Below are 14,163 nucleotides of genomic sequence, written 5' to 3'. Positions count from 1 at the left end.
AAGTGTCTACAACGGCGCCGTCCATCATCTCATTCCCGCTGCCGCACCCCGGGGGTCCGGCGCCCCCTATGCATTTAGTCCTCTGGATGCGGTAGTTGCACGCGCAAGTACCGCATCCAGAGGACTAAATGCGAGAGATCAGAAAGGCAGCCCGATGGCGGGAAGCCCGATCGCCGAGTCCACCGCCAGCGCGACGAACACGATCATCAGGTACGTGTTCGAGCGGTGGAACAGCGACATCGGCTTGGTCTCCTCGCCGCGTCGCACCGCCGCGTTCAGGCTGTGCGCGTAGAAGAGGAACCAGCCACCGGCGAGCAGCGCGAACGTGGTGTAGATCCAGCTCGTCACCGGGACCAGCAGCAGCGTCCACGCCACCATCACCCACGAGTAGATGACGATCTGCCGCGCCACGTGCTGCGGGGTGGCGACCACCGGCAGCATCGGCACGCCGGCGCGCTCGTAGTCGTCGCGGTACTTCATGCCCAGCGCCCAGGTGTGCGGCGGCGTCCAGAAGAAGATGACGCCGAACATCACGAACGCGGGCCATTCGACGGTGCCCGTGACGGCGGCCCAGCCGATGACGACCGGCATGCAGCCCGCCGCGCCGCCCCACACCACGTTCTGTGACGTACGCCGCTTCAGCACGAGGGTGTAGACGAAGATGTAGAACAGGATCGTCGCGATCGCGAGGATCGCCGAGAGCAGGTTCACCGTGAAATAGAGCACGGCGAACGACAGGACCCCGAGCGTGAGACCGAAGATCAGCGCGCCGCGCCGGGGCACCGACTCCTTCACCAGCGGACGCCGTTTGGTGCGGTTCATCACCTTGTCGATGTCCGCGTCGATGACGCAGTTCAAGGCGTTGGCGCTACCGGCGGCCATGGTGCCGCCCACGAGCGTCGCGAGTACCAGCCACGGCGACGGGATTTCCCGTCCGGCCAGGAACATCGCGGGAATCGTGGTGACGAGGAGGAGCTCGATCACCCTGGGCTTCGCCAGGGCGGCGTACGCGCCGACGACCTGGCGGATTGTTCGCCGGCCACCGTGCGGTCGTTCACCGGTCGGATGTACGGCGCTGGTGCTGTCACTGCGTCCGTGCGCAGCGTTCACCAACGACATTTCACTCCCTGCGTCAGTTTTCGGGGCGGGCCCACCAGGCTTCCGGGTGATGTGGCGGCCCCGGATCCCCGTGCTCTGAACCCTTCCCCGATGTTAGACGTGCTGTTTCCAGAGGGTGATCGCGGGTCCTCGACCGGCCGAACCATTAGGCTGGCCGCGGTAGGTCGCGGCGTGCCTCTGCGAACGGCCCGGAGCAGGAATATCGTCCCTTCCGGATCGATTGAGATTAGTAGCGGTACACGTGGGTTACCCACGAGGGAAGAGAAGCCACAACCTGATGACGGGGAGTTCGAGTTCAGTGTCCGAAACCGCCTCTACCAGCGAGAAGAACCCACTCCTCCGGCGCAACGTGCCCGCCGACTGGACCGACATCGACACGCGGGCCGTCGACACCGTTCGGGTGCTCGCCGCGGACGCGGTCGAGAACTGCGGCAGCGGTCACCCCGGCACCGCGATGAGCCTGGCGCCGCTCGCCTACACGCTCTTCCAGCGGACGCTGCGTCATGACCCGGCGGACCCCGAATGGCCCGCGCGTGACCGCTTCATCCTCTCCGCCGGTCACTCGAGCCTCACCCTCTACATCCAGCTGTACCTCGCCGGGTTCGGCCTGGAGCTGGAAGACCTGAAGCAGCTGCGCAAGTGGGACTCGAAGACCCCGGGCCACCCGGAGTACCGCCACACCAAGGGCGTCGAGACCACCACCGGCCCGCTCGGACAGGGCCTGGCCAACGCGGTCGGCATGGCGATGGCGGCCCGCCGCGAGCGCGGCCTGCTGGACCCGGACGCCCCGCAGGGCGAGAGCATCTTCGACCACCACGTCTACGTGATCGCCTCCGACGGTGACATCGAAGAGGGCGTCACCGCCGAGGCCTCCTCGATCGCCGGCCGCCAGGAGCTGGGCAACCTCATCGTCTTCTGGGACGACAACGAGATCTCGATCGAGGACGACACCAAGATCGCGCTGTCCGAGGACGTCGTGAAGCGCTACGAGGCCTACGGGTGGCACACCCAGGTCGTCGAGGGTGGCGAGGACGTCGTCGCGATCGAAGAGGCCATCAAGGCCGCGAAGGCCGAGACCGAGCGCCCGTCGTTCATCGCGCTGAAGACCGTCATCGGGTACCCGGCGCCGAAGAAGATGGGCACCGGCAAGGCCCACGGCGCCGCGCTCGGCGCCGAAGAGGTCGCCGCGGTCAAGGAGTACCTCGGTTTCGACAAGGACCGGGACTTCCAGGTCGACGACGAGGTCATCGCGCACACCCGTGCCGCCGTCGACCGCGGCAAGACCGCCCGCGCCGAATGGCAGGAGAAGTTCGAGGCGTGGGGCGCCGCCAACCCGGAGCGCAAGAAGATCGCGGACCGGATGGCCACCCGCTCGCTGCCCGAGGGCTTCGCGGACAACCTGCCGACGTGGGAGCCGGACGCCAAGGGCATCGCGACCCGCAAGGCCTCCGGTGAGGTGCTCAACGCGCTCGCCGACCCGCTTCCCGAGCTGTGGGGCGGTTCCGCGGACCTCGCGGAGAGCAACAACACCACCATGAAGGGGGCCGACTCGTTCGGCCCGGAGAAGGCTTCCACCGACATGTGGAAGACCAGCCCGTACGGCCGGACGCTGCACTTCGGCATCCGCGAGCACGCGATGGGCTCGATCCTCAACGGCATCGCGCTGCACGGCGGCACCCGTCCCTACGGCGCGACGTTCCTGATCTTCTCCGACTACATGCGCCCGCCCGTGCGGCTGGCCGCGCTGATGAAGGCGCCGGTCACCTACGTGTGGACGCACGACTCGATCGGCCTGGGCGAGGACGGCCCCACCCACCAGCCGATCGAGCAGCTCTCCTCGCTGCGCGCGATCCCCGGCCTCAACGTCGTCCGCCCGGCGGACGCCAACGAGACCGCGTACGCGTGGAAGGCCGTCCTGGAGGACGTCCACCACCCGTCGGGCCTCGCGCTGACCCGGCAGAACGTGCCGGTCCTGGAGGGCACCAGCGCCGAAGGTGTCAAGCGGGGCGGTTACGTCCTCGCCGAAGCGTCCGACGGCAAACCCCAGGTCGTGCTGATCGCGACCGGCTCCGAGGTCCAGCTGGCCGTCGAGGCCCGCAAGACCTTGGAAGCCGACGGCATCACGGCGAGCGTCGTCTCGATGCCGTGTGTCGAGTGGTTCGACGCGCAGGACCAGTCCTACAAGGACTCGGTCATCCCGCCGTCGGTCAAGGCACGCGTCTCCGTCGAAGCCGGGATCGCCCAGTCGTGGCACCGCTTCACCGGTGACGCCGGGGAGAACGTCTCGATCGAGCACTTCGGTGCCTCGGCCGACGCCGGCACTCTGTTCCGCGAGTTCGGTTTCACCGCGGAAGCCGTCGTCGACGCCGCCCGTCGCTCGATCGCCAACACCAAGAACTGAAGGGGAAAGCATGAGCAACGACAAGCTCGCTCAGCTGTCCGAGGCAGGGGTGTCGATCTGGCTCGACGACCTGTCCCGTGAGCGCCTGAACACCGGCAACCTCGCCGACCTGATCCGCGACAAGCACGTCGTGGGCGTGACGACCAACCCGACGATCTTCGCCAACGCGATGTCGAAGGGCGAGGCGTACGACGAGCAGACCAAGGAGCTCGCCGCCCGCGGCGCCGACGTCGAGGCCACCATCCGCGAGCTGACCACCACCGACGTGCGCAACGCCGCGGACCTGTTCCGCGACGTCTACGCCGCCACGAACGGGGTCAACGGCCGGGTGTCCATCGAGGTGGACCCGCGGCTGGCCAAGGACTCCGACAAGACGGTGGCCGAGGCGCAGGACCTGTGGAAGACCGTGGACCGGCCGAACGTGCTGATCAAGATCCCGGCGACCGAAGAGGGCCTCCCGGCGATCACCAAGACCCTGGCCGAGGGCATCAGCGTCAACGTCACGCTGATCTTCTCGGTCGAGCGGTACAAGGCGGTCATCGAGGCCTACTTCGCCGGGCTGGAGCAGGCGAAGGCCAACGGCCACGACCTCAAGGGCATCCACTCGGTCGCGTCGTTCTTCGTGTCCCGTGTGGACAGCGAGATCGACAAGCGGCTCGGCGCCATCGGCACCGACGAGGCCAAGGCCCTGCGCGGTGAGGCCGCCATCGCCAACGCGAGGCTCGCGTACGCGGCGTTCGAGGAGCTTTTCGCTTCGGACCGCTGGAAGAAGCTCGCCGAGGCGGGCGCGAACGCGCAGCGTCCGCTGTGGGCCTCCACCGGCGTGAAGGACCCTGAGTACTCCGACACCCGCTACGTGGACCAGCTCGTCGTCAAGGACACGGTCAACACGATGCCGGAGAAGACCCTCGACGCCGCGGCGGACCACGCCGACGTCACCGGCGACACGGTGACCGGCAAGGGCGCCGACGCGCAGGCCGTCTTCGACAAGCTGAGCGCCGTGGGCATCGACATCACCGACGTGTTCCTGACCCTCGAGAACGAAGGCGTCGAGAAGTTCGAGAAGTCGTGGACCGAGCTTCTCGAGACCGTCACCGGGCAGCTGGAAAAGGCAAAGGACTGATCTGGACCATGGCAGGGGAAACGACCGGCGTCGAAATCGTCGACGCCGCCCTGGCCGGCGAAGCCGCTCCGTTCGCGGAGCGGCTCGTCGCCGACCAGGTCGCATCGAAACTGGCGTCCCAGGACGCCACACTGTGGGGTCCCGAAGCCGAGTCCGAAGCGTCGATCCGTCTCTCGTGGACGACGCTGCACAAGTCCTCGCGGCCGTTGATCGGCGAGATCGAGGCACTGCGGACCGACCTGCGTTCCGAGGGCGTCGACCGCGTCGTCCTCGCGGGCATGGGCGGTTCGTCGCTGGCCCCCGAGGTGATCACCGCGACCGACGGCGTGCCGCTGACGGTCCTCGACACCACCGACCCGGGTCAGGTCGCCGACGCGCTGGCCGGTGACCTGGAGCGCACGGTCATCGTCGTGTCGTCGAAGTCCGGCGGCACCGTCGAGACCGACAGCCACCGCCGGATCTTCGCGAAGGCCTTCGCCGACGCGGGCATCGACGCGGCCCGGCGGATCGTGGTCGTCACCGACCCGGGTTCGCCGTTCGCGGAACTGTCCGAAAAGGAGGGTTACCGCAAGGTCTTCCTCGCCGACCCGAACGTCGGGGGGCGCTACTCGGCGCTGACCGCGTTCGGGCTCGTCCCGGCCGGTCTGGCCGGCGCGGACGTCGCCCGCCTGCTCGACCAGGCCGCCTCGGTGGCGGACTCCCTCGCGGCCGACACCGTGGACAACCCCGCGGTCAAGCTCGCGGCGGCGTGGGCGGCGGCGCACGAAAAGGGCGCCGAGAAGGTCGTCATCGCGGACACGGGTTCCGGCATCAAGGGCTTCGCCGACTGGGCGGAGCAGCTGATCGCCGAGTCCACCGGCAAGCAGGGCACCGGTCTCCTTCCGGTCGCCGTCGAAGGCCCGGACTCCCCCGGTTTCGCCGATGCCAAGGACGACGCCACCCCGGTGGCCGTCGGCCAGGCGGAAGGCGCCGCGAAGATCGCCGTGACCGGCTCGCTCGGCGCGCAGTTCCTGCTGTGGGAGTTCGCGACCGCGTTCGCCGGACGGCTGCTCGGGATCAACCCGTTCGACCAGCCCGACGTCGAGGCCGCCAAGAAGGCCGCGCGTTCGCTGCTCGACAACCCGGACAAGCTCAAGGGCGGCGAGCAGCCGTCCACTGTGGACGGCGCGGTCGAGGTGTTCGGATCGGCGGGAGTCGCCACCGACGGGAAGCTCGCGGACATCCTGCGGGCTTTTTTCGACTCCGCACCGGAAACGGGCTACATCGCGGTGCAGGCGTACCTCGACCGGCTCGACGACGCGTCGACGTCGATCCTGCGCGGCGAGATCGCCAAGCGCACCGGCCGCCAGACCACCTTCGGGTGGGGGCCGCGGTTCCTGCACTCCACCGGGCAGTACCACAAGGGTGGGCACCAGAACGGCGTCTTCCTGCAGATCACCGGCGCCGTCGAAGAAGACCTCGACGTCCCGGACAGGCCGTACACGCTCGGCGTGCTCCAGCACGCGCAGGCGCTCGGCGACGGCCAGGTGCTCGCCGAGCACGGTCGTCCGGTGCTGCGCCTGCACCTCACCGACCGGGCCGCCGGCCTGGCCGAACTGGTCCGCGCGGTACAGGAGGCAGGCGAGTGACCCGGGCCTGGAGCAACCCGCTGCGCGACCCGCGCGACAAGCGGCTGCCGCGGATCGCCGGGCCGTCCAGCCTGGTGATCTTCGGCGTGACCGGTGACCTCGCCCGCAAGAAGCTGATGCCGGCGATCTACGACCTCGCCCACCGCGGGCTGCTGCCCGCCGGGTTCTCGCTGGTCGGATTCGCCCGCCGGGACTGGGAGCACCAGGACTTCGGCGAGCTCGTGCACGACTCGGTCAAGGAGCACGCGCGGACGCCGTTCAAGGAGTCGGTGTGGAACCGGCTCGCCGAAGGCATCCGGTTCGTGCAGGGCACCTTCGACGACGATGACGCCTTCGACAGGCTCGCGCAGACGGTCAAGGACCTCGACGCCGAGCGCGGGACCGGTGGCAACACCGCGTTCTACCTGTCGATCCCGCCGAGCGCGTTCCCGGTGGTGACCAAGCAGCTCGCCCGCTCCGGTCTCGCCGACGCGAGCGACGAGACCTGGCGCCGCGTCGTCATCGAGAAGCCGTTCGGCCGCGACCTCAAGAGCGCCAAGGAGCTCAACGAGATCGTGAACGACGTCTTCCCCGAGGAGTCGGTGTTCCGCATCGACCACTACCTCGGCAAGGAGACGGTGCAGAACCTGCTCGCGCTGCGGTTCGCGAACCAGCTGTTCGAGCCGATCTGGAACGCCAACTACGTGGACCACGTGCAGATCACCATGGCCGAGGACATCGGTCTCGGTGGCCGCGCGGGGTACTACGACGGCATCGGCGCCGCTCGCGACGTCATCCAGAACCACCTGTTGCAGCTCCTCGCGCTGACGGCGATGGAGGAACCGGTCTCGTTCGCTCCGCGCGCTCTCCGCGCGGAGAAGGTCAAGGTGCTCTCGGCGACGAAGCCCCTGGGCCCGCTCGACGAGACCACCGCGCGCGGGCAGTACGCGGGCGGCTGGCAGGGCGGCATGAAGGTGCCGGGTCTGCTGCAGGAAGGCGGCTTCGCGAAGGACTCGACGACAGAGACCTACGCCGCGGTGACGCTGGAGGTGCAGAACCGCCGCTGGGCGGGTGTGCCGTTCTACCTGCGCACCGGCAAGCGGCTCGGCCGCCGGGTCACCGAGATCGCCGTGGTGTTCAAGCGGGCGCCGCATCTGCCGTTCGACTCGACCTCGACCGAGGAACTGGGCCAGAACGCGCTGGTGATCCGGGTGCAGCCCGACGAGGGCATCACGCTGCGGTTCGGGTCGAAGGTGCCGGGGACCACGATGGAGGTCCGCGACGTCACCATGGACTTCGGCTACGGCCACGCGTTCACCGAGTCGTCGCCGGAGGCCTACGAGCGGCTCATCCTGGATGTGCTGCTCGGCGAACCGTCGCTGTTCCCGGTGAACGAAGAGGTCGAACTGTCCTGGGAGATCCTGGACCCGATCCTCGACCACTGGGCCAAGAAGGGCGCGCCCGAGGCGTACCCGCCCGGTTCGTGGGGACCGCCGTCCGCCGACGAAATGCTGGAACGTACCGGCCGGAACTGGAGGCGTCCGTGATCATCGACCTGCCGTCGACCACGACGTCGCAGCTGAACAAGAAACTCGTCGAGATCCGCGAACAGGGCGGGCAGGTCGCGCTCGGCCGGGTGCTGACGCTGGTCATCGTGGCCGACGACGACGACCGGCTCGAAGAGGCGATCGAGGCCGCCAACGAGGCCAGCCGGGAGCACCCCTCGCGGGTGATCGTGGTGGCCAAGGGCGCGCGGACCGCCGCTCCGCGGATCGACGGCCAGATCCGGGTCGGCGGCGACGCCGGCGCGAGCGAGGTCATCGTCCTGCGGCTCTACGGTCCGCTGGCGGCGCAGGGACAGAGCGCGGTCGTGCCGCTGCTGCTGCCGGACGCGCCGATCGTCACCTGGTGGCCGGGCACCGGTCCGAAGGCCCCGGCCAAGGACCCGCTCGGTGAACTGGCACAGCGCCGGATCACCGACTCCGCCGCGGAAAAGGCTCCTATAAGAGCACTCACCACGCGGGCGAAGTCCTATGTGGAGGGTGACACCGATCTGGCGTGGACCCGGCTGACCAGCTGGCGCGCGCAGCTCGTGTCCGCCTTGGACCTCCCGCCGCACGAGAAGGTCACCGGCGCGACCGTGACCGGCGAGGCCGACTCCCCGTCCACCGAGCTGCTCGCCGGCTGGCTGGCCGAGTACCTCAAGGTGCCGGTGAAGCGGGTCAAGAGCTCCGGCGCCGCCGGCATCATCTCGGTGACGCTGGACCGGCGGTCCGGCCCGGTGGAACTGCACCGGCCGGACGGGCGGGTCGGCACGCTGACCCAGCCGGGCCAGCCGACACGCCGCATCGCCCTGCAGCGGCGGGACAACAAGGACTGCCTGATCGAGGAGCTGCGGCGGCTCGACCCGGACGAGATCTACGAGGCTTCGCTGAACGGGCTCGCCAAGATCTCGTCGGGCACCGCGCCCAAGGCCGCCCCGGCGAAGAAGGCGGCTCCGGCGGCGAAGAAGGCACCGGCCGCCAAGAAGGCACCTGCCGCGAAGAGCGCCTCATGAGCAAGACCGAGGTAGTCGTCTACGAGAACCCGGACCTCCTGGCCGCCGCCGCGGCGGCCAGGCTGGTCACCCGGATCGTCGACGTCCAGGCCGCCAAGGGCTCCGCTTCGGTGGTGCTCACCGGCGGCGGCACGGGGATCGCGATCCTGCGCGAGCTGCGCGACTCCAGTGCCCGGGACGCCATCGACTGGTCGCGTCTCGACCTCTACTGGGGCGACGAGCGGTTCGTCCCGGCGGACTCGGACGACCGCAACGAGAAGCAGGCCCGCGAGGCGCTGCTCGACCACGTCCCGCTCGATCCGAAGCGGGTGCACGCCATGGCCCCTTCGGACGGCGAGTTCGGCGACGACGTGGATGCCGCCGCCGCGGCCTACGCGGAGGTCCTGGCTGCCAACGACGCGGCGTTCGACATCATGCTGCTGGGACTCGGCGGGGAGGGGCACACCGCCTCGATCTTCCCGGACAGCCCGGCGGTGCACGAGAAGAAACGCTCGGTCGTCGCGGTGCGCGACTGCCCGAAGCCGCCGCCGACCCGGATCTCGCTGACCCTGCCCGCGATCCGTCGCGCGCAGGACATCTGGCTGGTCACCGGTGGCGACGCGAAGGCGGACGCCGTCTCGCAGGCGCTGGCGGGCGCGGGCGAGGTCGAGATCCCGGTGGCGGGGGCACGCGGCAGCCGTCGCACGCTCTGGCTGCTGGACCGGGGTTCCGCCTCGAAACTCACGAAGGTCTATCAGTCCCCGACAGCCTGACTTCGTAACGCGTGAAGGCCCCCCGGTCCTAGGGGTAAGGCACGGGTGACGTGTTCGGTCGCCGCCCGCCGGCCTCGGGTGCCGCGAAAGCCACTTTCGTAACGTTCAACGTTGCGAAAGTGGCTTTCGCAACATTTCCGGAACTCCAGCTATCACCGGTCCGTGAAGGCCCCCTTCCCTCGGCTGAGCCGAAGGAAGGGGGCCTTCGCGCGCATTCGGCGGTTTCGTGACACCCCCATGGCGGACGTCCGCGGGGCGGCTTCTTCCCTACGCTGAAGGAACCCGAGCTCCTGTCCCCGGCCCACAGTCACCGTCCGAACGCGAAAAGTGACATAGATCAACTCTGACCGGTTTCGTCGTCAGAACCGGACCACTCACCCGTCGAAGTGATCAGCGGACCACCAAGCCGAGTGGTCCGGTGTGGATTCGACCGACCGAACGTTCATGCACTTGTCCGCAGAACGGACAGTGACCGGACAGTCGCTAGCCCGACTGGGGGAAACTTACCGCCCTTGTACATCCACCCGTTAGCATCCGCACATTTGTTCGTTCCTGCGCGTCCCGATCGGGCGAAGAACACGTCTCACCATTCAAGTCCACAAGACGAGTGAGGTCGCCAGCGATGAGCACAGAGGGTCTCTCGATGCCAGGTATCTCGGTGGGCGGCTCCGGAGCGGACGCCGCCGACCGGATGCGCCGTGCCGCCGGGGTCATGTCGTTCGCCAAGATCAAACGTCCGGCGCTGGTCGCGCTGGGCATCGACACGCTCGCGATCTTCCTGGCGGCCCTCGACGTCTGGCTGGTGATCCCCGAGAAGGCCCAGCCGTACTCCATCTACCTGTCCGGCGCCGCGTGCCTCGGCCTCGCCTTCCGCCGCAAGCTGCCGTTCCTCGCGGTGATCGTCACCGTCCCCGGCTTCCTGGCCGGCTGGTCGCAGCTGGCCGCGATGATCGCGCTGGGCTTCCTCGCCACCCGCAAGCAGATGCACTGGCAGACCTGGACCGGGTTCGCGCTCGTTTTCACCTGCCGGTTCGTCCAGTGGCCGCTGGCCGACTTCGTCGAGCTCAGCTGGCGCGAACACGTCCTCGACGGGATCTACGGGGTCATCGTCGCCGGGATGCCGGTGGCCATCGGCCTGCTCATCGGAGCGCGGACCGAGATCTCGCAGAAGCTCGCCGAACTCGCCGCCAGCCGCGACCGCGAACGCCGCTTCCACGCCGACGCCGTCCGCGCGGAGGAGCGCGCCCGCCTCGCGCGGGAGATGCACGACGTCGTCTCGCATCAGATCACGCTGATCGCGATGCAGGCGGGCGCGCTGCAGGCGCAGACCTCCGACGCCCGGTCGCTCGAAACCGCGCAGGTCATCCGGAAGCTGAGCACGAAGACGCTCGAAGAACTGCGCTCGCTCGTGAGCGTGCTCCGCTCGGGCTCCGAAGAAGACGGGCCGCGGCCGGGGATCAACGAACTCGACCGGCTGATCCGCGGCTCGGACGTCCCGGTGCACCTGACCGTCGAGCGGATCCCCGATCTCCTGCCCAGCCAGGTTTCGGCCGCCGCCTACCGGACAGTGCAGGAATGCCTGACCAACGTGCACAAGCACGCACCGGGCGCCACCGCGACCATCCGGATCCAGGGTGAGCACGGTTCGCTCAAGGTCGAAATACGCAACGAGCGCGCTCGGACCCCCGGTGCGGCCCTGCCCTCGGGAGGGCACGGGCTGACCGGTCTGGCCGAACGCGCTCGACTGCTGGGTGGGAGCTTCGAGACCGCCGACACCGAGGACGGCGGGTTCCGGGTGCGTGCCCGGTACCCGCTCGACCGGTGAGGGACCGCTAGATCTCCCGGCGCTGGCGCAACCGCTCCAGCGCCTCGGCGAGAATGGCCTCGCCGTCGGCGTCGGAACGCCGCTCCTTCACGTACGCCAAGTGAGTCTTGTAGGGCTCGGTCCGCGGCGCGGCAGGCGGGTTCTTCTCGTCCTGCCCACCGGGGAGTCCGCAGCGCGGGCAATCCCACTCGTCGGGAATCTCGGCGTCCATCGAGAACGAGGGCTGCGCCTCGTGTCCGTTGGCACACCAGTAGGAAATGCGGCGCCGCGGCGCCGACTCACCCCGCTCCGATTCGCCCGAAGGCCCGGCACCCACACGGGTGCCCCGAATCGCGTTACCGCCAACCATGAATCCTCACACCTATAGGGATCGGCGGCGCGCCCCCCATAGGCACGCCGAAACACCTGGATCGATCAGACCTTGAGCAGGAGCCCGAGGCCGATGATGCTGATCAGCCACACAGCGCCCAGCAGCAGCGTGATCCGGTCGAGGTTCTTCTCGGCCACGCTCGAGCCGGACAGGCTCGACTGCATACCGCCACCGAACAGCGAAGACAGACCACCGCCACGGCCGCGGTGCAGCAGCACCGCTACCACCAGGAAAAAGCTGGAGGCGATCAACAGGATTTGCAGGAACAGCTTCATGTCATCCTCTGCGCTCTTGGAGAATGCAGGAAAACGGTGTGCCACCGGCGGCTCATGACCGCCAGAACACACCGTACTCCTGGACTCGTCCACTGCTGTGTGACGGACCGGATACCCAGGTTACCCGGTAGGTGCCCCGATCAGGGCAGGGGCCCGCCCGCGGCGAGTGCGCAGAGTTTGGTGAACTCCTCACCATCCAGGCTGGCACCACCGACGAGCGCACCATCGATGTTCTCGCACGCGACGAGGTCACTGATGTTGTTGGACTTGGCCGAGCCCCCGTAGAGCACGCGGACCGAGGACGCGACCTCGGCCCCGTACTTCTCGGCGAGGGTGGCGCGGATGGCTCCGCACACCTCCTCGGCGTCCGCCGGGGTCGCGACCTTGCCGGTCCCGATGGCCCAGACCGGCTCGTAGGCGACGACGACGTCCTTGACCTGCTCGGCCTTGAGCCCCTTCAGGCCCTCGACCAGCTGGGCCGTGGTGTGGGCGATGTGCTCGCCGGCCTCGCGGACCTCGAGCTTCTCCCCCACGCACAGGATCGGCGTGATGCCGTGCTTGAGCGCGGCCTTGACCTTCTTGTTGACCAGTTCGTCGGACTCGCCGTGGTACTCACGCCGCTCCGAGTGCCCGACGGTGACGAAGCTGCAACCCAGCTTCGCCAGCATCGGGCCCGACACCTCACCGGTGTAGGCACCGGAGTCGTGCGGCGACAGGTCCTGGGCGCCGTAGGTGAGCGACAGCTTGTCGCCGTCGGTCAGCGTCTGGACGCTGCGGATGTCGGTGAACGGCGGCAGGACCGCGACGTCGACCTTCGCGTAGTACTTCTCCGGCAGGGCGAAGGCGATCTTCTGAACCAGCGCGATGGCTTCGAGGTGGTTCTGGTTCATCTTCCAGTTGCCGGCGATGAGCGGTTTGCGCGCCACTAGTCGTTCTCTCCCAGCACAGCGACTCCGGGCAGTTCCTTGCCCTCCAGGTACTCCAGCGACGCGCCGCCGCCGGTCGAGATGTGCGAGAAGCCGTCCTCGGGGAGGCCGAGCTGCCGCACCGCCGCGGCGGAGTCGCCACCGCCGACCACGGTGAAGGCGTCGCTCTCGACCAGCGCTTCGGCCACGGCACGGGTGCCGCCGGAGAAGGACTCGAACTCGAACACGCCCATCGGGCCGTTCCAGAACACGGTCGCGGCGTCGGCCAGCTTCCCCGCGAACAGCTCGCGGGACTTCGGGCCGATGTCGAGACCCATGCGGTCGGCCGGGATGGCCGTCGCGTCGACGACGTCGAACTCCGCGTCGGCCGCGAAGCCCGTCGCGGCGAGCACGTCCACCGGCAGGATCAGCTCGACACCGCGCTTCTCCGCCTCGGCGAGGAAACCGCGGACCTGGTCCAGCTGGTCCTCCTGAAGCAGCGAGTTGCCGACCTCGTGGCCCTGGGCCTTGAGGAAGGTGTACGCCATGCCGCCGCCGATGAGCAGCCTGTCGACCTTGGTCAGCAGGTTGGCGATGACGCCCAGCTTGTCCGACACCTTCGCGCCGCCGAGGACGACGACGTACGGGCGGGCGAGGTCCTCGGTGAGCTTCTTGAGGACCTCGACCTCGGCGAGCACCAGACCGCCCGCGTACGCCGGAAGCGCACGGGCGATCTCGTAGACCGAGGCCTGCTTGCGGTGCACGACACCGAAGCCGTCGGACACGAACGCGCCGCCCGGGACGAGCGCGGCCAGCTCGGCGGCCAGTTCCTGGCGTTCCGCCTCGACCTTGCTGGTCTCGCGCGCGTCGAAACGCACGTTCTCCAGCAGGGCCACCTGACCGTCGGTCAGGCCCGCGACGGTGGCCTTGGCGGACTCGCCGACCAGGTCACCCGCCAGCGGGACGTCGACGCCGAGCAGCTCGGTGAGCTTCGCGGCGACGGGCGCGAGCGAGAACTTCGGGTCCGGCTCGCCCTTGGGACGGCCGAGGTGCGCCGTGACGACCACCTTCGCGCCCGCCTCCGCGAGGCGCTTGAGGGTCGGCAAGGCCGCGCGGACGCGGCCGTCGTCGGTGATGGTCTCCCCGTCGAGGGGGACGTTCAGGTCGGAACGCACGAGTACGTACCGGCCCGAAACGTCCCCGCTCAGCAGGTCTTCGAGGTTCTTCAG

General features: G+C 68.9%; 12 protein-coding genes. 7 read left to right on the top strand and 5 right to left on the bottom strand.

All coding sequences use genetic code 11. The annotated features are described in order from the left end of the window. Positions 1 to 138 precede the first annotated feature (138 nt). Positions 139 to 1,119, bottom strand: coding sequence for a heme o synthase (locus CFP71_RS13885; RefSeq protein WP_093934265.1), 981 nt, complete (start codon positions 1,117 to 1,119; stop codon positions 139 to 141). 298 nt (positions 1,120 to 1,417) lie between these two features. On the opposite strand from CFP71_RS13885, the gene tkt reads away from it, so the two are divergent. From tkt to CFP71_RS13850, 7 genes are all read left to right on the top strand, one after another. After that, positions 1,418 to 3,520, top strand: coding sequence for a transketolase (gene tkt, locus CFP71_RS13880; protein ID WP_093934264.1), 2,103 nt, complete (start codon positions 1,418 to 1,420; stop codon positions 3,518 to 3,520). A 10-nt stretch (positions 3,521 to 3,530) separates the two neighbouring features. Further along, positions 3,531 to 4,643: a transaldolase gene (tal, locus tag CFP71_RS13875; RefSeq protein ID WP_093934263.1), complete on the top strand. Its 1,113-nt coding sequence runs from the start codon at positions 3,531 to 3,533 to the stop codon at positions 4,641 to 4,643. Positions 4,644 to 4,651: 8 nt separating this feature from the next. Then, complete coding sequence (locus tag CFP71_RS13870) at positions 4,652 to 6,271, top strand: glucose-6-phosphate isomerase (protein ID WP_093934262.1); 1,620 nt, start codon at positions 4,652 to 4,654, stop codon at positions 6,269 to 6,271. Beyond that, the gene (zwf, locus tag CFP71_RS13865; protein ID WP_093934261.1) at positions 6,268 to 7,797 is read left to right on the top strand and encodes a glucose-6-phosphate dehydrogenase; all 1,530 of its coding nucleotides are present in this window, start codon (positions 6,268 to 6,270) and stop codon (positions 7,795 to 7,797) included. Before CFP71_RS13870 ends, zwf begins: the two co-directional genes overlap by 4 nt. Continuing rightward, the gene (gene opcA / locus CFP71_RS13860) at positions 7,794 to 8,807 is read left to right on the top strand and encodes a glucose-6-phosphate dehydrogenase assembly protein OpcA (protein WP_093934260.1); all 1,014 of its coding nucleotides are present in this window, start codon (positions 7,794 to 7,796) and stop codon (positions 8,805 to 8,807) included. Before zwf ends, opcA begins: the two co-directional genes overlap by 4 nt. After that, complete coding sequence (gene pgl / locus CFP71_RS13855; protein WP_093934259.1) at positions 8,804 to 9,559, top strand: 6-phosphogluconolactonase; 756 nt, start codon at positions 8,804 to 8,806, stop codon at positions 9,557 to 9,559. The genes opcA and pgl overlap by 4 nt, the downstream gene beginning before the upstream one ends. A 622-nt stretch (positions 9,560 to 10,181) precedes the next feature. Beyond that, on the top strand, positions 10,182 to 11,384 hold the full coding sequence (locus CFP71_RS13850; protein WP_167406117.1) for a sensor histidine kinase: 1,203 nt from the start codon (positions 10,182 to 10,184) through the stop codon (positions 11,382 to 11,384). A gap of 7 nt (positions 11,385 to 11,391) precedes the next feature. Here CFP71_RS13850 and CFP71_RS13845 read toward each other — a convergent pair whose 3' ends face one another. The 4 genes from CFP71_RS13845 to CFP71_RS13830 form a co-directional block, all read right to left on the bottom strand. After that, positions 11,392 to 11,733, bottom strand: coding sequence for an RNA polymerase-binding protein RbpA (locus CFP71_RS13845; protein WP_034311760.1), 342 nt, complete (start codon positions 11,731 to 11,733; stop codon positions 11,392 to 11,394). A gap of 65 nt (positions 11,734 to 11,798) precedes the next feature. Further along, positions 11,799 to 12,029: a preprotein translocase subunit SecG gene (gene secG, locus CFP71_RS13840; protein ID WP_005152283.1), complete on the bottom strand. Its 231-nt coding sequence runs from the start codon at positions 12,027 to 12,029 to the stop codon at positions 11,799 to 11,801. Between the two features lie 140 nt (positions 12,030 to 12,169). Further along, the gene (tpiA, locus tag CFP71_RS13835) at positions 12,170 to 12,955 is read right to left on the bottom strand and encodes a triose-phosphate isomerase (protein ID WP_093934258.1); all 786 of its coding nucleotides are present in this window, start codon (positions 12,953 to 12,955) and stop codon (positions 12,170 to 12,172) included. Next, entirely contained in the window at positions 12,955 to 14,163 is a 1,209-nt protein-coding gene (locus CFP71_RS13830) for a phosphoglycerate kinase (RefSeq protein ID WP_279629220.1), read from the bottom strand. The genes tpiA and CFP71_RS13830 overlap by 1 nt, the downstream gene beginning before the upstream one ends.

The sequence above is a fragment of the Amycolatopsis thailandensis genome, from assembly GCF_002234405.1.
Taxonomy (GTDB): Bacteria; Actinomycetota; Actinomycetes; order Mycobacteriales; family Pseudonocardiaceae; genus Amycolatopsis; species Amycolatopsis thailandensis.
Note: the sequence above shows the minus strand (reverse complement) of the source record. Positions and strands in the feature narration are given on the sequence as shown.